Below are 20,499 nucleotides of genomic sequence, written 5' to 3' on the forward strand. Positions count from 1 at the left end.
AGTAGAAAAAAGCAGAAGCGACTATGAGTCGTTTCTGCTTTTTATGTAATACAAGCTTTTTTTTATGCTGCTATTTCATTGTACATGCAGTGTATGAGTGGAAGTTCTTTTTGAGCGAAAAGCAACAAAAAACCAAATTACATTTGTGATTGATACTGCTATGCGAAGAATGATGACTCCTAAGAAAGAGGAGGCGTTATCGTCACTTACCTGTACTGTAATAAATACGACTGCAAGTATCACAAGATGTATGAATAGCCCGGCGCCGCAAAGAAAAGCCATGATGAATCGCATTATCTTTACTCCTGCGATATAAAGAAGTAGAGGTACGATATAAAATAGTAAAATTGTGCCGATTGATTTCCACATGCCTAAAGAGTTAAATTGATTTGCATTAGGTCCTAAATTAGCAAGTGGTGAAAGTGAAATAGCAACTAAGACAGCGCAGAAGAGTAATGCAGAAATTAATGTTACAAATACAATATTGGATTTTTTTGATTGATTTTTCATTTTACCTTTTACTCCTTTCGCAATGAATAAGCTTGATGTAATACCTAAGAATGAATACATTATATTAACAATATATAAAATTTATGGAAAATAAAAAAGGTAGAAAGAAATGCAGTAACTAAGGAACAAGGAAGATTATATTATTCTCACTGAAAAATATAGTATAATACATAGAAAAGAATGAATATTCTGTTCGTTTACTTGGAAGGGGTTTTACATCATGGGGAAGCGTGGGAATGTTTGGCTAGCTGTAAGTGGACTTGTGGCGACAAAAGATGGTCGTTGGCTCTTCGTTAAGAAAAAATATGGAGGCTTAAAGGGAAAATGGTCCTTGCCTGCTGGTTTCGTAAATGAAGGAGAGACGATTGACGAAGCTGTTAAACGTGAGATTTTAGAAGAAACAGGGATTAGCGCACATGTAAAGGGAGTGATTGGCATTCGTTCTGGTGTCATTCGTGATGAAATTAGCGATAATATGATTATTTTTCTACTCGAACCAGAAGGGGAAGAAATCACTGTACAAGAAAAGGAATTGTCTGAAGTAGCATTTTTACACCCAAAGGATATTGCATATGATCAAGATACTTCTATATTGATTCGATATTTACTAGAAGGGCGTGCAGAATCCTTTCTTAAGATGGATACAACATTAAATCCAGGAGATCAATTTGGATACACAGCGTATCATGTGTTTACGGCAGGAGATAAGAAATAGAAGGGATGAGGACAAGTGAGTATTCCGGTACTACTTATTTCAATGATGTTATTTTTTATACTGTTCTTTGGAATTGGGTTTTTACTCAACATGATTTTGCGTGCGACGTGGGTAATGGTTATCATTTATCCGATTGTTTGTATGCTCATTATTAATAAAGCAAGTGTTTGGGATTACTTTTCAAAACCGAAAGAAACATTTTCTTCATTTGGGACAAGTGTCTCTCATCTTGGACAAGCTGATCTTTTTATTCTATCGACAGGGTTAATGGGAGGCATTTTAGCAGGGGTTGTTATAAAGAAGCTTCGAAAAAGCGGATATCAAATGTTCTAATCTCCAGTTTACTGGGGATTTTTTTCTGCATATTTCTTTATCGTATAGGGAATGATGAACGATGAAGGAGTGTGGAATATAAAAATGTTAAAACGTTATAGTATTCGCATTATGATGACTTGTTTACTTGTAGCAGCATTATGTGTGACATGGCAAGCATTCACTGGAGTTTCTTTAGCGGAGCTTGTAAAAACATATCAAGAAGGCGATGTAAAGGAAGTACATGCAGCAGAAAGAGGGCAACAAGTTGCTCCGAGTAAAGAAGTGATAAATGCTTTAGAACAGGGAAGAGACTGGTCTAACTATCGCGTAATGGAAATGACAGCAACCGGTTATACGTCAGGGATAGAATCAACTGGTAAAAGGCCCGGTCACCCAGAGTATGGTATTACATATTCAGGTGTAAAGGCAAAACGGGATATTTATTCTACAATTGCAGCTGATTTACGTGTGTTTCCGATTGGGACCATCCTTTTTGTACCAGGCTATGGTTATGGTGTGGTAGCAGATAAAGGAGGAGCTATTAAAGGAAATAGGCTCGATTTATATTATGAAACTGTTCGAGATGTATATAGTGAGTGGGGAAAGAAAAAAGTAAATGTATACGTAGTGAAAATGGGGAACGGTAAGTTAACGGAAGAGCAGTTAACGATGCTGAACCAAGATGAAACATTGCAAGTATTTCGCGGCCAATATTTGAAACAGAGATAGTCTAGTGAGATTAACACTAGACTTTTTTCTTTGTCCTGTTTCGTAATATATAAATCCAAATTAAAAAACGAATAGCAAACCATTCTCTTTAGATTGGAGAGAGCATCCAGCCATGCATAGAAGCGGTCAATGCCTTTTTTAGCCCCATGCCATGTAAAAACAGAAGGGAAAAATGAGTGAAAGTCTCTTTTGGTTCTTCATAGCCACAATTTATCCCGCATTAACGCCCCCACATCAATATTTAGAGAGAAAGCAATGTCCAGCTCTAGCGGCTAAAATCTCCAGCCGTTTCGCCCCCTCGGACGTCCTACGATTTTGAACGNNGGCTGATAATCAGTGGGGAATTGAACTGAAAGAGAAATTAGAATTGTCGCATTTTAGGGAAAATACAGTTATAATGAAAATAGAGAAATCTAGGGGGTTTGAATATGTTTCAAGTACAAAAAGAATTAGCAAATCATGAAGCGGTTATCGTTGCTTTATTTGAAGAAGAAAAGGTGAATAGCTTTGTACAGGAATTAGACAAAGCATTTGAAGGACAGTTACAAGTTTTATTAGAAGAAAAAGAGCTTTCTGCAAAGAAAAAAGCCATTTCTAAAGTACATAGCTTAGGGAAAACAAATGTGAAACGTTATTATTTTGTTGGCCTTGGTAAAAAAGAATCGTATTCAACAGAAATATTACGTGCTTCACTTAGTAAAACATTTAAAACTTTAAAAACTGCAAAGGTACAAGATGCAGCTATTTTACTGGATTCTTTCGTAACAGATAAATTAGACGCAATTGATGTTGCGCATATCGCGGCTGAAGTATCTTGCCTAGGTACATATGATTTACAAACATATAAAACGGACAAAAAAGAAAGTGTAGAGTTAGAAAACTTTACGGTTATTACAGCGGAAGATGCAAAAGAAATCGAAGCTGCATTAACAGTAGGGTATGTGCATGGACGTGCTACAAATTCCGCTCGTACACTTGTAAATATGCCACCTAACGTATTAACAGCAACAAAACTTGCAGAGTATGCAGTTGAATTAGCTGAGAAATACGATATGGATTATAAAGTGCTTGAGAAAGAAGAAATGGAAGAGATTGGGATGGGTGCGTTACTTGCAGTAAACCAAGGTTCTACAGAGCCGCCAAAAATGATTGCTCTTATTTATAAAGGAAAAGAAGAGTGGACAGATGTAATTGGATTCGTTGGAAAAGGAATCACATATGATACAGGTGGATATTCTTTAAAACCACGCGAAGGCATGGTTGGTATGAAGGGAGATATGGGCGGTGCTGCAGCGGTTCTTGGTGCGATGGAAATTATCGGAGAACTTCGCCCAGAGCAAAACGTAGTCGCTGTTATCCCGTCAACAGATAATGTTGTGAGCGGTACAGCATTTAAACCAGATGATGTTATTACGTCTATGAGCGGTAAGACAATTGAAGTATTAAATACAGATGCAGAGGGGCGCCTTGCATTAGCAGATGGTATTACGTATGCAAAGAAACTTGGTGCAAATTATCTTGTTGATATTGCAACATTAACAGGCGGTGTTATCGTTGCCCTTGGAAATCATACAACAGGTGCGATGACAAATGATGAAACATTGTTTGAAAACGTATTGGAAGCATCGATGGAAACAGATGAACCAATTTGGCAATTACCGATTTTTGAGCGTGATAAAGAGCGCGTTCGTAACAGTAAATTTGCAGATTTAAATAACTCACCAGGTCGCGAAGGTCATGCGGTAATGGCTGGAACATTCCTTGGCGAGTTTGCAGAAGAAACACCATGGGTACATTTAGATATCGCAGGTACTTCTGATACAATGAGTGCACATGATTTAGGACCAGCAGGAGCGACGGGTGCAATGGTTCGTACACTTGCAACATTTGTTGAGCGTTTTGGAGAAGAATAAGAAAGTTTTAAAAAAGGCAGCGGATTACGCTGCCTTTTTTTATAATGAAATTGTATATAAGGTCCCATTTAAAGCAAAGGATGTGCGACCTGTTTCTTCGGATACAACTAATATGAGTGCATCGCTTTTTTCTGATAAACCAATTGCAGCTCGGTGGCGTGTTCCTAGTTTTGAGTCGATTTCGCTACTTTTCGTTAGAGGGAGAATATTTGCTGCTGAAACAATGTGGTTTTCTTTAATGAGAACAGCTCCGTCATGAAGTGGGTTGCCAGGATAAAAGATAGATTCCAACAATGGAACGGTTAAATATGCTTCAAGTTTTGTTCCAGTTTGAATAAGAGAATCAAGTGAATCGTCTCTTTCTACAACAATTAACGCACCGTGCTTTCTATCACCTAAATGCTGAATGGCTGTTGTAATAGGAGCATAACCAGCTGTATAAGGTGATAAATATGCCTTTAAATAATAGGAAGCTGCCAATGTTTGCACATTGCTTAGCAAATGATGAATTTCTTCCATCTTACACAAAATACATTCGCCATCTTGTTCAACCGCTTGCTTCATGATATGTAATTCAGCTTCCACAACTTCGATCATTTGTTTCGTCTTTACTTTTAATTCTTCAGATAATCCCCATTCTTCCATTTTTTTCACCTTTTTATTTGAAGTATATAGGGTTAGTGTGTACAAATCGTAAAAGTAAAATCCTGTTAGATTTTAAAATATATTGAGATACTTGTCGTTTTTTTCATATAATGTAATTATGACATGCGAGAGGAGATTAGAAAATGGATTGGAAACAAGAATATAGTCGCTGGCTATCCTATGCAAGCTTAGACGCAGAATTAAAAGAGCAGCTAGAAAATATGAAGCAAGATGAAAAGAAAATAGAAGATAGCTTCTATAAAAACTTAGAATTTGGTACAGGTGGTATGCGCGGAGAACTTGGTGCTGGTACGAACCGTTTGAACGTATATACTGTTCGAAAGGCAACAAAAGGATTAGCACACTTTATTGAAAAATTAGGTGAAGAAGCAAAGAAGCGCGGCGTTGTTGTGGCGTATGATTCTCGCCATAAATCACCTGAATTTGCAATGGAAGTAGCGGCAACACTTGGTGCGCATGGTATTACAACATATGTATTTGAAAGCTTGCGTCCAACACCAGTGCTTTCTTTCGCAGTTCGTTATTTACATACAGTAAGTGGAATCGTTCTTACAGCAAGTCATAATCCACCTGAATATAATGGTTATAAAGTATATGGAGAAGATGGTGGACAATTGCCCCCAAAAGAGGCAGACGAGTTAATTAGCTATGTAAACGAAGTAGCAGATGAATTAACAGTAGAAGTTGCTGATGTAGAACAATTAAAAGCAAATGGTTTATTACATATTATTGGACAAGAAGTAGATGATGCATATTTAGCGGAGTTACAAACAGTCATCATTAATAAAGAAATGGTCCAAGAAGTTGGAAAAGACTTAAAAATCGTCTTTACCCCATTACACGGAACATCTAATATTCCAGCACGCCGTGGTTTAGAAGCTGTTGGATTTACGGACGTAACAGTTGTAAAAGAACAAGAGTTACCAGATCCAAACTTCTCAACAGTAAAATCACCAAACCCGGAAGAGCACGCAGCATTTGAGCTTGCGATTCGTGATGGGGAAGAAGTAGGTGCGGATGTGTTAATCGCAACAGATCCGGACGCAGACCGTCTTGGTGTAGCTGTTCGTAATCATGATGGTGAGTTCCAGGTGTTAACGGGTAACCAAACAGGTGCATTAATGCTCGATTACTTATTATCACAAAAGAAAGAAAACGGAACGCTTCCTGAAAACGGCGTCGTGTTAAAAACAATTGTAACTTCTGAAATCGGTCGTACAATTGCAAAAGCATACGGATTAGATACAGTAGATACATTAACTGGATTTAAATTTATCGGTGAAAAAATTAAGCAATATGAAGAAAGTGGACAATATGAATTCCAATTTGGTTATGAAGAAAGTTATGGTTATTTAATTCGTCCATTCTGCCGTGATAAAGATGCAGTACAATCTGTATTGTTTGCGTGTGAAGTTGCAGCATACTATAAATCACAAGGAAAAACGCTATACGACGGTTTATTAGAAGTATTTGCGAAGTATGGTTTCTTCCGCGAAGACCTTGTATCGTTAACGTTAAAAGGAAAAGATGGTGCAGAGAAGATTCAAGAAATGCTGGCATCATTCCGTGCAAATCCACCAAAAGAAGTAGCTGGTTTAGCGGTAACTTCAGTAGAGGATTATAAAGCAAGCATGATTACAATGCTAGAAGATGGAAGTAAGAAAGAGATTCACTTACCGAAATCAAATGTGTTAAAATATCAATTAGCAGATGGTTCTTGGTTCTGCTTACGTCCATCAGGAACAGAGCCAAAAATCAAGTTTTATTTTGGCGTAAAAGATGATTCCTTACAAAATAGTGAACAAAAGTTGCTTGCTATTAAAGAAGATATTATGAATCGTTTATAATAAGATAAGGTATTACCTCCATTAATAGAGGAAGAAAGAGGAGAACGTAGAACGCCTCCTCTTTCTTGTATGGAAATTTAAGAACGAAAGAATACGGATTATATCGTAAAAAGATATTTGATGATTAGAAAAGAGGGTATTTATTATGAAAAAAGTAAGGAAAGCGATTATTCCCGCCGCAGGACTAGGAACTCGTTTTTTACCAGCAACAAAAGCAATGCCAAAAGAAATGCTTCCTATTGTGGATAAGCCAACGATCCAATACATTGTAGAAGAAGCAGTGGCATCTGGAATTGAAGATATTATTATCGTTACGGGTAAAGGTAAACGTTCTATTGAAGATCATTTTGATAATGCATTCGAATTAGAACAAAATCTATTAGAGAAGAAAAAATACGAGTTGCTTGAAAAAGTACAAGCTTCTTCGAAAATGGTTGATATTCACTATATTCGTCAAAAAGAGCCAAAAGGTCTAGGGCATGCGGTTTGGTGTGCACGTAAGTTCATTGGTGATGAGCCATTTGCTGTTTTACTAGGTGATGATATTGTTCAAGCTGAAAAACCATGTTTACGTCAATTAATGGATGAATATGATAAAACACTTTCTTCTGTTATCGGTGTGCAGACAGTTCCTGAATTAGAAACACATCGCTACGGAATCATTGATCCACTAGAACAAGAAGGACGTCGTTACCAAGTACGAAAGTTTGTTGAGAAACCAGCGCAAGGCACAGCACCTTCAAACTTAGCAATTATGGGACGTTACATCTTAACACCTGAAATCTTTATGTTCTTAGAGCAACAGCATATTGGTGCTGGTGGGGAAATTCAATTAACAGATGCAATCCAAAGTTTAAATGAGATTCAACGTGTGTTTGCTTATGACTTTGAAGGAAAGCGTTACGATGTTGGTGAAAAATTAGGCTTTGTTCAAACGACAATCGAAATGGCACTGCAGCATGAAGAGTTAAGAGATGACATGCTTGTGATGATGAAGAAGATTTTAGAAGAGCAAATGAAGTAAGAATCTTAATGAAAAAAGAGTTACTCAACGTATGGAGTAACTCTTTTTTTGCATTATAGTGTCGAATGAGAATGCTGATAAGCAGAACGACGAACTGCATAATATATACGAGGTGCAATGACAGCGCCGATAATGGTGAAGATAATATCTTTAACGGCAAACCACATCATAATTGCCCAAGCCGCTTTGTAACTCATATCTCCACCCATCCAAAAGTTTACAGCTGCATACATATAAGTAGTACCGATGATATAAGTTAAAATAATTCCAGTAAAAGATGCAATGGCAAATGTACCAAACTGTGGTTTTTCTCTTTGTTCTACTAGTTTTCCTGATACGTAAGCAACAATAATAAATGCGATAATAAAACCACCAGTAGGATCTAAAAGTGCTCCAAACCCAGCTTTGAAATTTGCGAAAATTGGTGCTCCTGCAACGCCAACAAGCATATAAACAAACATAGATAAGGCACCAAGTCTACTCCCAAGAAGAAGTCCTGCTAAAATAGCGAAAAAGGGTTGCATAGAAAGGGGAACTCCACCAACTTGTAAAAACGGTGCCCAAGATACGATATTTGCACCAATTGCCATGAGGGCAACGAACATAGCAGCTAGTGCTAAATCTAAAGCGCGTAATTGTTTCATAATGTTAACCTCCTGTTGTTGTTTGGTTAACATTATCGTAGCGAATGTATCTATTTGTTGTCAATCAAAATGTTTTGATAGTTAGGAGTTAGTGAATCCCTAAGTAATGTGTATGGAATCCGAAATTGCGGAATTCCACTTACGTAAGGAGCAATCTCATATAAAGAGAAATAGATGACAAGATTATCTGGCTCTAAAAAGTAGTTGAATTTCTTTGTACTCATCACTTTTTCAGCCGCATCTGGAAAGTAAATACTTTCATTTTGTTTAATTTGTCTAACGATTTCTGTACGAATGGTATCTTTATAGTTGCTATTCTTCTGAAATAAATCAGCTAAACGTAGTACTTTCTTTTCTTTTAAATCAAATGTGTTTGCTTTCCATGTATAGATGCCGTGTGCTCCGCCTGTGTATTGATAATAATTTAAATATAAGCTAAGCAAGGGGGACTGCTGTAATGTGACTTTATAATCAACGTTTGCAACATATGGGTGGAAAGGAGCATCTGATTCTTGAGATTCTTTATAGTATTTTTTCGCTTCGTTTGCTAATGTTGTTTTAAAACGGCTTGTCATTGTTTTGTAGTATGTATTTAACTTCTTTTGAAATTCCTGATCGTAGAAGTTATGAAAGTAAGGTCTACTAATTTGATATTCTAAATACGGTTTTTTACCTTTTTGCGTAATAGTCTTAATATCAATTGTCAGGTTAGAAGGGTGTGCTGCATTCGTACAATTTGGTACAATAATGAGCAAGGAGAAAAAGAGTAGTAGAATACAAAATTTATTTTTCATGTAGATAGAACCTCCTTATATAAGTGCTATGGATAGTTTGAAAATAAATAGGGGAAATTATACATTTTTAAATAAGAAAAAGGGGGAAGTAGCATGACAAAAACATTAATGGATGCACTTGGGATTGAACTGTTAGAAATGACAGAGGAGAAAGTGGTAGCAACGATGCCAGTAGATGGACGTACACATCAACCATTTGGTTTTTTACACGGTGGCGCATCAGTTGCACTTGCAGAAACGGTAGCGAGCGTAGGCTCCTATAATTTAATTGATCAAGAAAAGTGTATTTGCTTTGGTCTAGAAATTAATGCGAATCATATTCGCTCGAAACGTGATGGTATCGTAACAGCAATCGGTACACCTATCCATAAAGGACAAACGACGATGGTTTGGGATGTAAGAATCATTGATGAAAATGATGATTTACTATGTATTTCAAGATGTACAGTCGCAATTAAAGAGAAGAGAGAAAAATAGGCCATCGGTAGGTAGCCTATTTCTTATGAGAGCATCAATATATCGTTAATTCTATAATATATGAAATCAAAAAGGCTGCCCTTGGGCAGCCTTTTCATAATTAGAATTGAATTTTCTTCTCTAAGAAGCCTTTTAATTCGCTAATTGGCATACGAACTTGCTCCATTGTGTCACGGTCACGTACTGTAACAGCTTTATCTTCAACTGAATCGAAGTCATATGTGATACAGAACGGTGTACCGATTTCGTCTTGGCGACGGTAACGTTTACCGATAGAACCAGTTTCGTCAAAGTCTACTACGAAGTCTTTTGCTAGTTCTGCGAACACTTCACCAGCACCTTCAGATAGCTTTTTAGATAGTGGTAAGATTGCTGCTTTATATGGTGCTAAAGCAGGATGGAAACGAAGAACTGTACGAGAATCGTTTTCTAATTGCTCCTCTTCGTATGCATCACATAAGAATGCTAATGTTACGCGGTCTGCGCCAAGAGATGGCTCGATGCAGTATGGTACGTAACGTTCGTTCGTTTGTGGATCGATATAGTTAAAGTCTTCGTTAGAATGTTCCATGTGACGTTTTAAATCGAAGTCTGTACGAGATGCAACGCCCCAAAGTTCGCCCCAGCCGAATGGGAATTTAAATTCAATATCAGTTGTTGCGTTACTATAGTGAGATAACTCTTCTTCACCATGGTCACGAAGACGCATGCTTTCTTCGTTCATACCAAGTGCAAGCAACCAGTTTTTACAAGTGTTGCGCCAGAATGTGAACCACTCTAAATCTTCACCAGGTTTGCAGAAGAATTCAAGCTCCATTTGTTCGAATTCACGCGTACGGAATGTGAAGTTACCAGGCGTGATTTCATTACGGAAACTTTTACCGATTTGGCCGATACCAAATGGAAGTTTTTTACGCATAGAGCGTTGTACGTTTTTGAAGTTTACGAAAATACCTTGTGCTGTCTCAGGACGAAGGAAAATTTCGTTCGTACTAGATTCCGTAACACCTTGGAATGTTTTAAACATTAAGTTGAACTGACGGATTTCTGTGAACTCTTGGCTACCGCAGTCTGGGCATTTTACTTCGTGTTCTTTCATTAAGTCAGCCATTTGATCGAAAGTTAAACCATCGACGATCATTTCGATACCTTTTGCATCTAAAGCATCTTCGATTAATTTATCAGCACGGTGACGCGCTTTACATTTTTTACAGTCGATCATTGGATCGTTAAAGTTACCAACGTGACCAGAAGCGATCCAAGTTTTGGGATTCATTAAAATTGCTGCGTCTAAACCAACGTTGTATGGAGATTCTTGAATGAATTTTTTCCACCAAGCTTTTTTAACGTTATTTTTTAATTCGATACCAAGTGGACCATAATCCCAAGTGTTTGCAAGACCACCATAAATTTCAGAACCAGGGAAAACAAAACCACGATGCTTCGCTAAGTTTACAACTTGTTCCATTGAATACATAATAAAATCCTCCTTTTGAAAGTTAACGTATTGGCGATGACAGGGGTACCTGTGAAAAGGGTAATTTCTTGAGCAAGCCGCTTGCGCTTTTAGGGATATCTAGCTCCGGTGGCAAGCTCTTCGTGTCTAAGAACCTTCCGCACGAGAAAGTAAAAAACACTTTCTGTGCGAAAGAACCTTAGCCAGTCAGAGCTGAACGTGCCACCTGCGCTTTTAAATGTATCCAGCTCCAGCGGCTAGAACAGTCGGTCATTTCACCCCTTCCTGTGAGGCAAACAACGCCTCTTCGTCAGGGCCTCCAATGTCCTCCTGTTCTAAACAAGCCGCTTGCGCTTTTAAATACAAAAAAGCTCGTCTCTAGGCATTTATGCCTAGGGACGAGCTTGTATATACCCGCGGTTCCACCCTAGTTGTTGTGCGCGTAACACACAACCACTTTATGACGTATTGCTCGAGACTGCCGTTTCCTCGCTTTTTCAGGCTTTCACTATCCCTGAATCGCTTTTTGTGCAAGTACTTATAAGTCCGTCATCGCTACTATATTTAATAATAATGACCATATTCTATCACGTTCCTTTTTAAATCACAATAGAGGAACGATACAAAAGAAAAACAGATGTAAAACCATTCTTTTTTGGTGGAAGAGAGAATCCGCTCATGGATAGAAGCGGACAGTGCTTTTTTTAGCCCCATGCCATGTAAAAACAGAAGGAGGAAATGAGTGGATATCTTCTTTTGTTTTCATAGCAAGGGGTTAAAGGGATATATACGGTAGTGTTTCACTTGTTTTACTATCCTTTTAGTTTGAAGAGGTGCTCATAGTAGAGCGAATATGCTTAATCGCTTCTCGTTTACTTAAGGGGGCAAGTTCATTGCTTTGAACGTATTCCCATACAACATTTGGGCTCGTTTTTGCATATTCACGAAGTACCCAGCCAATTGCCTTTTGAATGAAAAATTCTTTTGAAGATTTGAGTTGTCCAATGATTGAGAAGAGAAGGTCTTCATCCATTTGTTTTTTATACTTTAGTTGAAATAAAATTGCAGAACGCTGTAACCATATATTTTCTGAAGCAATCCATTTCGGAATATAGGTAGGAATAGCCTCTGGGTGTTTTAAGAAGATCTCTCCTAAGAATGTAGGGACGATACCATCAACGGAATCCCACCATGACTTTGTTATAATGAGCTCCTCTAAGAAAGGGATGTGGGTTTTATCGAGATGTTTTTTGTATTTTTGTAATAAATCGAGAGCGGCAGCTTGAAATTCGCGTTCTGGTAAAGACCAAAGTTCACGAATGACAATTTGAAACTCCTCTTTGTCTGGAAGCTTATGTACTTGTATGACTTCGCGTAATAGCTGTCTTCTTTCCGGTGTTTGAATACCGAGAAAGGGGAAGTGATTTTTCATATATCGAGCCATTGGTTCTGCTTTTTCAGGGTTTTGATGTGCAATGAAATGTTTCTGTAAGGCTGCTACAAATGGGTGCATAAAATGGTTCTCCTTTCCTATTCTTGTTCATATTATACAAGGGAATATAAGGAATAGAAATGTAAAATATGCTGAGAGGAGAGGGGAAAATGGAGGATCAAGGTGTATTAGCGAGTTTATTTGCTCTTAGTTTCGCCGCAATTGTTATTATTTTAGTATGGGCACTTCTTGCGTATGTATTAACTGCATTTGCACTTTATACGATGGCGAAAAATGACGGTGCAAATGATGGTGTATTGGCGTTTATTCCATTTTTAAATAGTAAAATATGGGGGGATTTAGCGAAGGAGAAGTTGCCTAGTTTTTTAAAGGAAGAGGCAGGGTGGAAAGTATTTGGGATATACGTTGCTTGTTTTATTTTGAACTTTATTCCAATTATAAGTATTTTAGCGACAGGAGTATCACTCGTTCTATCCGTTTATTTGATATATGCCATTTTGGAGAGGTATAGTACGAACGCAATCTTATTTACTGTTATTCATGTGATAACATTCTCTATTTTTCTTCCGATTCACCTGTTTTTAATTCGAAACGAGCCAACGAAATATTAGGATTTAATTAAGGTGTTCTGTTGAACATCGTCGAACAGTCGATATATTGAAAAAATCGCTGATATATAATAAAAGAAAGGCTATCGCTGTATGCGATAGCCTTTCTTTTCTAAGCGAGCCACTGCCGCTTTTTATATCTACATTAAGTAACGGAAGTAGATATAAATGTGAGAAATAATTAATGAAACGATCATAATTGGGAAACCGACTTTTAAGAATTCCATGTAGCTAAATTTATGACCTTCACGGCTTGCGATTCCTGCTACGATTACGTTAGCGGAAGCACCGATTAATGTTCCATTTCCACCTAGGCAAGCTCCTAATGCTAATGACCACCATAGTACGTCGATTTGTGGATCAGAAGGTGATAGGCCAAGGCCGACTGCCATATCGTTAATAAGCGGGATCATTGTTGCAACGAATGGAATGTTATCAATGGTTGCGGATGCAATACCAGATACCCATAAAATAAGGATAGATGCGTAAGAAATGTCCCCACCAGTTAAATTAATTACTTTTTGAGCTAGCATTTTAATAAGTCCGATATCGATAAGTCCACCAACAAGGACGAATAGACCAGCAAAGAAGAAAATTGTAACCCACTCTACGTGAGCAAATACTTCTTCGACTTCATGTTCTTTTACACCGATTAGCATAAGTACAGTAGCACCTGTTAGTGCGATTACCGCTGCATCAATGTGGAAAATAGAATGAGTCATGAATCCGAGAATTGTAAGCCCAAGAACTGTTAAAGACTTTTTCATTAATACAGGATCTTTAATGTATTGTTTCTCATCTAAACTCATTAATTTTTTTACTTGTACAGGATCAGCGATTAATTGTTTGCGATACATAAAGTAAAACATTATTGCTGTTACAGCGATAATGATAATTACGATTGGTGCTAAGTTGAATAAGAAAGCATTGAAATCTAAATGCTTATTTGCAGAACCAATCATAATGTTTGGGGGATCACCAATTAATGTTGCTGTTCCTCCAATGTTTGAAAAAATAATTTCAGAAAGTAAATATGGAACAGGATTTACTTGTAAAATGCGCGTAATAGATAGAGTAACAGGAACAACAAGAAGTACAGTTGTTACGTTATCTAGAAATGCGGAACCAATTGCTGTAAGCAAAGAAAGAGAAATTAAAATTTTAATTGGATCACCTTTTGCTTGCTTAGCTGCTTTAATTGCGACGTATTGGAACACACCAGATTTACTCGTGATGTTAACTAAAATCATCATACCGATTAGTAGTGTAATTGTTCCCCATTCGATATGTTTTGTAAAAGCGTTGTGCAGATCAACAACACCTATTATTACCATAATTGCCGCACCAAGAAGTGCGATAACAGCACGATTAATTTTTTCTGAAATGATAATGGCATATGTAATTAAAAAGACTGCGAGTGCAAAGTAATATTGCCAGTTTGCGATTTCTTGCGTTGTTTCGTGCAAAAACTCCATCTCCCTCCGGGTCATTTTTCTTAGTGTGTCATAATTTTTGGGAAGAAACACACTTAAAGCCATTATAAAGTAGAAAAATGTCGGATGTAAATGGAAGGGTTTGTTTTGTCATATTTTCTATGGAAATGAATTTTTCTCCTTTTTGAAAATATTTGCGGTTATTTGACATATACATAAGATACATCCGATCTGAATGATTCGTATTCGAGCCTGTTCGTGTAGGAGGAAAAAAGTAGATGAAACGATAAGGAAGGGATTGTATGGATGAACAACAATTTATATTTTTAGATTTCGAGTTCACGATGCCACAAAATAGGAAAAAACCAAAGGGGTTTTTCCCAGAGATTATTGAAGTAGGGCTCGTATCAGTTGTGAATTGTGTAGTGGAAGATACGTATGCTTCTTATGTAAGACCTGAAACTTTTTCATGTTTAACAGAGCGGTGCAAAAAATTTTTAGGGATTAAACAGGAAGCGGTAGATGGAGGAATTTCTTTCTTGGAACTTGTCGAAAAACTTGCCCAATATGAAAAGCGTTGTCAAACGACGATTGTAACGTGGGGCAATATGGATATGAAAGTATTGAAGCATAATTGTGAGGCAGTAGGTGTAACGTTTCCTTTTTCCGGGGAGTGCCGAGATTTATCTCTCGAGTATAAACGTTTCTTTGGAGAACGGAATCAAACAGGATTATGGAAAGCAATTGAGGCATACGGGAAAGTAGGAACAGGAAAGCATCATTGTGCGCTTGATGATGCCATGACGACTTATAACATTTTTAAGCTGGTTGAAAAGGACAAAGAATATTTAGTAAAGCCATCGCCACCCACTTTAGGAGAGCTTATTGATTTTTCAAAAGTGTTAAAGAAAGTGAGCACACAATAACGACCAAATTACAAATTGTGTAATTTGGTCGTTTTGTTTTTACAACTTATAATCTTGTTTTAACTGTTCAAGCGTCTGTAAACTGCGCTTTGCAAACGGAGAATCATCTTCTGAGAATGCATTCATTTGTGATTCTAATGCAATCTGCAGCGATTCTTTATAATCTGGGATATCCCCTTCATATTTTTTTACCATTGGTTGCGGAATGTTTGTTTGCTCGCGAAAAGCTAAAGCGCGTCTTTCATGGAAAAATGGAACATCAGCTTGTTTCACATTATGTAAATCGCCTTGCGTAGGGTGTTTTAAAACAGCTAAGACTTTGACCACATAACTCCCAGGTCGGCTGTTTGTAATTTCACCGATATACTTTCCTGTTTTATAAATACCAGTGACAATTTCACCAATTTGGAATGTTTCGCTCATATTTTTCACCTCAATTTTATAGTAAGGAAAGAGCGAGATGTAGTCAAAGAAATCGTTTAGTTGAGAATGAATTTGTTTGTTAGAAATGTTATAATTCAAAATAATGCGACAAAAATCTTAATAATTCAAAAGGTGTGTATCGTTTACGTCGATGAATGTACAGATAGAGATATATTTCCACTTGGAATTTACAGAATAAGATAATGCCGAAAAACAAAGGAGTGATCTTTATGATGCCTTTATATTTTCCAGAAGATAAAACGGAATATATTATTCCAGGGATTGTTTGCGTTTTATTTATCGTTGGTGCGGTTGCAACGTGGCGCATGTTTATTCGCGTATCAAAGAAAGAAGCAGAACGTTTGCAGAAGATAGAAAAGAAGTTATTAGCTGAGAAGAAACGGTAACGTAGTATGTTTCCCTCTATGCTCGGACAATCTAAGGGCAGAATGTATTTTGGAGGGAATTGTGATGAAAAAGCAGCTTTTATTTGGATGTTGTTTGCTATTTCTTATGACAGGCTGTGATAAAGGAAATCCGAAAGAAATTGATGTGAAATTATATAATGCTTCCGGTGATAAAGTGGGAACAGCGAAGGTGACACAACAAACGAGTGGAGTCAAGATAGCCATTAAAGCAGAAGGATTTGAGCCGGGAGCTCATGGATTGCACATTCATGAGATTGGAGAATGTAAAGCACCTCGTTTCATATCAGCTGGTAGTCATTTTAATTTGGATGAGAAGAAGAAGCATGGACTTATGAATCCAAAAGGTGCAGAAAACGGGGATTTACCGAACGTAATTGCAGATGATAAAGGTACGATTGAAGCGGAAATTGCGGCACCAAATGTATCGCTTGAAGAAGGAAGAACGACACTTCATCGAAAAGATGGTGCATCTATTATTATTACGGACAAGCCTGATGATGGTATGACCCAGCCTGCTGGAAATGCAGGGAATCGAATAGCTTGTGGTGTTATTGTAAAAAAAGCATCAGAGGTTAAGAAAGAGTAGAAGCTACCTGGAAGGGTAGCTTTTTAGTTGATCATGAAAAGGTATATTTCAGTCTGTGCAATATTTCCTCAAGTTGCTTTCTTGGACAGCCAATATTAATCCGAATATGTTGTCCTCCGCCTGTTCCGTATTTTTCACCTGGTTCAACGATAATTTTTCCCTTTTCTTCAAGTTGTTTTGTGCGCGCTTCTTGAGAGAGTCCAAGGCGAGAACAATCAATCCATAGTAAAAAAGTTCCTTCCGATTGAATGACAGAAAGTGAAGGGATATGCGTTTCAATAAACTCACGAGCAAATTGAGCATTTTCTTCTATATATAAACGAATGTCTGTTAACCATTCGTTACACTCTGTATAGGCACTTTGCATTGCCACATAAGCAAATATATTTAGCCCATGAAAGCCTTGGCGATGTTGGACAGATGTAAAGGCATCTCGAATCTTTTGATCTGGAATAATAATGATGGATGCTTGTAATCCAGCAATGTTAAATGTTTTACTTGGTGCCATACAAGTAATTGTACGTGCCGCCAATGATTTAGATAAGGAAGCAAACGGTGTATGAGTATGATCTAAGAAAATGATGTCTGCATGGATTTCATCCGTGACAACGGTTACATTATACTGTTCACATAGATCTGCTAGTTTTGTAAGCTCACTTTTTGTCCAAACGCGTCCGATAGGATTGTGAGGGCTACAAAGAAGCATGAGTTTCACACCTTGCTTAAATTGTGCTTCTAAATGTTCAAAGTCCATTGTGTAGAAGCCATCTTGCACATGTAACGGGTTTTCACATAGATGGCGCTGATTTTGGATGACCATATCAAAGAATGGTGGATAGATAGGTGGTTGTACAAGCACAGATTCATTTTCATTTGTTAAAGCTTGTATACTTGTACTAAGAGCAGGAACGATACCTGGGCTAAATACAATCCATTCTTTTTTTATTTCCCAATTGTATTGTTTTTTTGTCCATTGACAAATCGTCTCGGTGATTTCTTCTGGTGGTATTGTATAGCCGAAAACAGGGTGTTCCAGGCGTTTATGTAGTGCTGCCTGAATTGGCTCTGGAATAGGAAAATCCATATCTGCAATCCATGCATGTAATAATGCTTCATCCTTATAGGTATCCCACTTTACACTATGGGTCCCACGGCGATTTAAAGTTTTATGAAATTGCTGCATATTTTTTGCCCCCTTTATTGTTTTGCAAAAGTTCCTTACTTCTTCTAGCATAGCCGATGTGATACGATAAAGAAAAGAGCGAAAAACAGGAAAAGGCGGGAAGGAAATGGGAACATATGAAAAGATGGTAGAAATGGTGAAGGATTGGGACCCTTTTCAAATGGGACCGGAATTTTATGAAACAGAAGCAAGTGATGTTGTGTACGTAGTAAGCACGTTTGAAGACCCGAAATATATTGCGAAAAAAATACAACATATTTATTTCATGTCGTTTGAGGAAGTTCTTGCTATCGAAAAATGCGAGAAGTTAGCGGAGGCATTACTGCTATTAAAAGAAGGTGGAAGTTGTTCATTGTAGGCTGTCGGATGTGCTCCGGCAGCCTTTGTTTTTTCTATAATTCAAGTATAAATTGATATCTGAATACTACTGTGCTGAAAATGCCATAATCTCTTCATATACATGCGTGGGCTTCTCTTCTGGTAGTAAATGACCTGTATTTTCGTATGAAATGAATGTAGAGTTTGGTAAGTCTTCGTGTAACCGTTGTCCGACATGAAGGGGAACAACACGATCTTTTTCACCCCAAATAAGTAAAGTAGGTGTTTCAATTTTTCGTAATTCAGCTGACGATAAATCACCTTCTCGGTCCCTAATCATTCGTGTTAAGGCAGGAAAAATCCGGTTATCGTAAAAGGGAGCAGCGTAACCTTCCATCATTTCATCATCAATTAAAGAGTGATCGTGCACGACATTCATTAAATTATGAACAATGCCTCTTCGAATAATCCAATTCTTCACGTATAAGTGGAAAAATGGTAAGTAGGAAGAATAAATTAAAGGTAGATTTGCTCGGTTTAAGTAACTGGAACTACAGAGTAAAATGGTTTTTTGTATTAAATCAGGGCGCAGGCGATTGACGTAGAGTGAAATTTGTCCGCCCATAGAATGACCAACGAGCACGATATTTTTAAGCGTTAAATATTCCATTAAATCGATAATGATGGTTGCTAAATTATGATAGGAATAGGTGAAATGGTGGGATTTATCACTTTTTCCGAATGGGGGTAAATCAAGTGCAATCACAGTTCCTTCTTCTTTTAATAGTGGAACGAGTCGACGATAACTAAACGAGGAGGATAGAAAACCGTGAATGAGTACAAACGTAGGTCTTTCCTCTTTATTATGGTGCTCATATAACTCGTAGTGAACAGTAGTGCCGCGAGTGGAAAAAGTGAAGTAAGGATGTTCTATCTTATGGTTCATTTTCTGTCACTCCATTGATTTTTTTCATATCATCTCCTAGTAAGAAGAGATTTATGTTAACAAAAAAAGGCAAGATGGGAGATCCATCTTGCCTTTTTTGTAAAGTTTCACTTTATAGACGTACAATATTAGGTGGCGTGTTGCCTGCTAAGCCAGCTACTAGGTTTTTCGCAGCTGTCATTGCCATCTCGTGTCTCGTTTTTAATGTCGCAGATCCAATGTGAGGTAGTGTAACGACATTTGTTAAAGATAATAGCGGATTATCTTTTTGGATTGGTTCTTGTGTAAATGTATCAATGCCTGCTGCAAAGATTTTCTTTTGCTGCAAGGCCTCAATTAATGCCGCCTCATCGACTGTTTTCCCGCGAGAAGCATTAATGAAAATTGCTGTTTCTTTCATTAATGAAAATTCCTTTTCTCCAATGAGATGATATGTTTCTTCTGTTAATGGAGTCAAAAGGACAATGAAGTCTGATTGCGCTAGTAGCGTATTTAAATCACAGTATGTAGCATCGAATTTTTGTTCAGCCTCTTCTTTACGACGACGGTTATAATAAAGCACATTCATATCGAATCCGAATTTTGCACGCTTGGCAACAGTCTCTCCAATTCGTCCCATTCCAATAATCCCGATTGTACTATGATGGATGTCTAATCCGAAATGCTCTTTTTTAATTTCATCATCCCATTTTCCTTGTTTCACATAAGAATCAAGTTCGCATACGCGGCGTCCTGTTGCTAGCATGAGAGCAAAAACAAGATCAGCAACGGTATCATCTAATACGTACGGTGTATTTGTTCCAATTATACTTTTACGCTTCATCGCTTCTAAATCAAAATTATCGTAGCCAACGGAAATGTTGCTTACAACTTTTAAATGGGGAGCTGCTTGTAATAACTCCTCATCAATTTTTGCACCAAAGTTAAGTAAGCCCTGTTTATCTTTTACTTTTTCTAATAACACTTCACGAGGTATTTTTTCGCTACTATCCCATTTCTCATATTCACAATGCTCTGAGATATACGTTTCAACAAATTTTGGAACGCGATCAGCAATATATACTTTTGGTTTCATAGTTTTGGCTCCTTTCTTGTTACCACTGCT

Annotated in this window: 23 protein-coding genes; 12 read left to right on the plus strand and 11 right to left on the minus strand. The window is 37.5% G+C overall.

The genetic code is table 11. The features are described from left to right. Nucleotides 1–75: 75 nt before the first annotated feature. A complete protein-coding gene (locus tag CN373_RS16180; RefSeq protein ID WP_098359723.1) occupies nucleotides 76–510 on the minus strand; it encodes a DUF5391 family protein in 435 nt (144 codons plus the stop codon). Nucleotides 511–730: 220 nt separating this feature from the next. Here CN373_RS16180 and CN373_RS16185 point away from each other — a divergent pair, with 220 nt between their 5' ends. The 4 genes from CN373_RS16185 (at nucleotide 731) to CN373_RS16200 (ending at nucleotide 4,182) form a co-directional block, all read left to right on the plus strand. After that, nucleotides 731–1,225, plus strand: a complete 495-nt coding sequence (locus CN373_RS16185; RefSeq protein ID WP_098359724.1) for an NUDIX hydrolase — start codon at nucleotides 731–733, stop codon at nucleotides 1,223–1,225. Between the two features lie 15 nt (nucleotides 1,226–1,240). Further along, on the plus strand, nucleotides 1,241–1,558 hold the full coding sequence (locus tag CN373_RS16190; protein ID WP_000027004.1) for a YuiB family protein: 318 nt from the start codon (nucleotides 1,241–1,243) through the stop codon (nucleotides 1,556–1,558). 84 nt (nucleotides 1,559–1,642) lie between these two features. Next, entirely contained in the window at nucleotides 1,643–2,269 is a 627-nt protein-coding gene (locus tag CN373_RS16195) for a 3D domain-containing protein (protein WP_000920138.1), read from the plus strand. Nucleotides 2,270–2,697: 428 nt separating this feature from the next. Next, on the plus strand, nucleotides 2,698–4,182 hold the full coding sequence (locus CN373_RS16200) for a leucyl aminopeptidase (RefSeq protein WP_098359725.1): 1,485 nt from the start codon (nucleotides 2,698–2,700) through the stop codon (nucleotides 4,180–4,182). 39 nt (nucleotides 4,183–4,221) lie between these two features. Here the strand turns inward: CN373_RS16200 and cdaS are convergent, their stop codons facing one another. Then, entirely contained in the window at nucleotides 4,222–4,827 is a 606-nt protein-coding gene (cdaS, locus tag CN373_RS16205) for a sporulation-specific diadenylate cyclase CdaS (RefSeq protein WP_098359726.1), read from the minus strand. A gap of 143 nt (nucleotides 4,828–4,970) precedes the next feature. Between cdaS and CN373_RS16210 the strand changes: the two genes are divergently transcribed. Further along, the gene (locus CN373_RS16210; RefSeq protein WP_098359727.1) at nucleotides 4,971–6,695 is read left to right on the plus strand and encodes a phospho-sugar mutase; all 1,725 of its coding nucleotides are present in this window, start codon (nucleotides 4,971–4,973) and stop codon (nucleotides 6,693–6,695) included. 145 nt (nucleotides 6,696–6,840) lie between these two features. After that, nucleotides 6,841–7,719, plus strand: coding sequence for a UTP--glucose-1-phosphate uridylyltransferase GalU (galU, locus tag CN373_RS16215; protein ID WP_000757820.1), 879 nt, complete (start codon nucleotides 6,841–6,843; stop codon nucleotides 7,717–7,719). A 53-nt stretch (nucleotides 7,720–7,772) separates the two neighbouring features. On the opposite strand, the gene CN373_RS16220 is transcribed toward galU, so the two are convergent. Together CN373_RS16220 and CN373_RS16225 are read right to left on the minus strand one after the other, a co-directional pair. After that, nucleotides 7,773–8,363 (minus strand): biotin transporter BioY, encoded by a 591-nt coding sequence (locus tag CN373_RS16220; protein WP_000811687.1) that lies wholly within the window; start codon nucleotides 8,361–8,363, stop codon nucleotides 7,773–7,775. A gap of 50 nt (nucleotides 8,364–8,413) precedes the next feature. Further along, entirely contained in the window at nucleotides 8,414–9,157 is a 744-nt protein-coding gene (locus CN373_RS16225) for a DUF3298 and DUF4163 domain-containing protein (protein WP_098359728.1), read from the minus strand. A 93-nt stretch (nucleotides 9,158–9,250) separates the two neighbouring features. On the opposite strand from CN373_RS16225, the gene CN373_RS16230 reads away from it, so the two are divergent. Continuing rightward, nucleotides 9,251–9,634 (plus strand): hotdog fold thioesterase, encoded by a 384-nt coding sequence (locus CN373_RS16230; protein WP_000169209.1) that lies wholly within the window; start codon nucleotides 9,251–9,253, stop codon nucleotides 9,632–9,634. Nucleotides 9,635–9,734: 100 nt separating this feature from the next. Here CN373_RS16230 and CN373_RS16235 read toward each other — a convergent pair whose 3' ends face one another. Continuing rightward, nucleotides 9,735–11,111, minus strand: coding sequence for a glycine--tRNA ligase (locus CN373_RS16235; protein WP_000287150.1), 1,377 nt, complete (start codon nucleotides 11,109–11,111; stop codon nucleotides 9,735–9,737). A 799-nt stretch (nucleotides 11,112–11,910) separates the two neighbouring features. Continuing rightward, nucleotides 11,911–12,603, minus strand: coding sequence for a DNA alkylation repair protein (locus CN373_RS16240; protein ID WP_098359729.1), 693 nt, complete (start codon nucleotides 12,601–12,603; stop codon nucleotides 11,911–11,913). 89 nt (nucleotides 12,604–12,692) lie between these two features. Here CN373_RS16240 and CN373_RS16245 point away from each other — a divergent pair, with 89 nt between their 5' ends. Beyond that, entirely contained in the window at nucleotides 12,693–13,154 is a 462-nt protein-coding gene (locus CN373_RS16245) for a hypothetical protein (protein ID WP_000390068.1), read from the plus strand. A gap of 137 nt (nucleotides 13,155–13,291) precedes the next feature. On the opposite strand, the gene CN373_RS16250 is transcribed toward CN373_RS16245, so the two are convergent. Next, nucleotides 13,292–14,617: an ArsB/NhaD family transporter gene (locus CN373_RS16250; RefSeq protein WP_033664829.1), complete on the minus strand. Its 1,326-nt coding sequence runs from the start codon at nucleotides 14,615–14,617 to the stop codon at nucleotides 13,292–13,294. Between the two features lie 269 nt (nucleotides 14,618–14,886). On the opposite strand from CN373_RS16250, the gene kapD reads away from it, so the two are divergent. Beyond that, a complete protein-coding gene (gene kapD, locus CN373_RS16255) occupies nucleotides 14,887–15,510 on the plus strand; it encodes a 3'-5' exonuclease KapD (protein ID WP_000344314.1) in 624 nt (207 codons plus the stop codon). 39 nt (nucleotides 15,511–15,549) lie between these two features. Here the strand turns inward: kapD and CN373_RS16260 are convergent, their stop codons facing one another. Further along, nucleotides 15,550–15,933 (minus strand): kinase-associated lipoprotein B, encoded by a 384-nt coding sequence (locus CN373_RS16260; RefSeq protein WP_000004948.1) that lies wholly within the window; start codon nucleotides 15,931–15,933, stop codon nucleotides 15,550–15,552. A gap of 230 nt (nucleotides 15,934–16,163) precedes the next feature. Here CN373_RS16260 and CN373_RS25595 point away from each other — a divergent pair, with 230 nt between their 5' ends. Further along, entirely contained in the window at nucleotides 16,164–16,340 is a 177-nt protein-coding gene (locus tag CN373_RS25595) for a hypothetical protein (protein ID WP_000982768.1), read from the plus strand. Between the two features lie 64 nt (nucleotides 16,341–16,404). Then, the gene (locus CN373_RS16265) at nucleotides 16,405–16,947 is read left to right on the plus strand and encodes a superoxide dismutase family protein (protein ID WP_098359730.1); all 543 of its coding nucleotides are present in this window, start codon (nucleotides 16,405–16,407) and stop codon (nucleotides 16,945–16,947) included. Nucleotides 16,948–16,978: 31 nt separating this feature from the next. Here CN373_RS16265 and CN373_RS16270 read toward each other — a convergent pair whose 3' ends face one another. After that, nucleotides 16,979–18,130, minus strand: coding sequence for a MalY/PatB family protein (locus tag CN373_RS16270; RefSeq protein ID WP_098359731.1), 1,152 nt, complete (start codon nucleotides 18,128–18,130; stop codon nucleotides 16,979–16,981). Nucleotides 18,131–18,236: 106 nt separating this feature from the next. On the opposite strand from CN373_RS16270, the gene CN373_RS16275 reads away from it, so the two are divergent. Next, nucleotides 18,237–18,488, plus strand: coding sequence for a DUF1871 family protein (locus tag CN373_RS16275; protein ID WP_000537647.1), 252 nt, complete (start codon nucleotides 18,237–18,239; stop codon nucleotides 18,486–18,488). Nucleotides 18,489–18,554: 66 nt separating this feature from the next. Here CN373_RS16275 and CN373_RS16280 read toward each other — a convergent pair whose 3' ends face one another. Both CN373_RS16280 and CN373_RS16285 read right to left on the minus strand, forming a co-directional pair. Further along, the gene (locus CN373_RS16280) at nucleotides 18,555–19,394 is read right to left on the minus strand and encodes an alpha/beta fold hydrolase (RefSeq protein WP_001015797.1); all 840 of its coding nucleotides are present in this window, start codon (nucleotides 19,392–19,394) and stop codon (nucleotides 18,555–18,557) included. A gap of 112 nt (nucleotides 19,395–19,506) precedes the next feature. Continuing rightward, nucleotides 19,507–20,469, minus strand: a complete 963-nt coding sequence (locus tag CN373_RS16285) for a 2-hydroxyacid dehydrogenase (protein WP_000802971.1) — start codon at nucleotides 20,467–20,469, stop codon at nucleotides 19,507–19,509. Between the last annotated feature and the right edge of the window lie 30 nt (nucleotides 20,470–20,499).

The organism is Bacillus cereus (assembly GCF_002561295.1).
GTDB classification, from domain to species: Bacteria; Bacillota; Bacilli; order Bacillales; family Bacillaceae_G; genus Bacillus_A; species Bacillus_A cereus_S.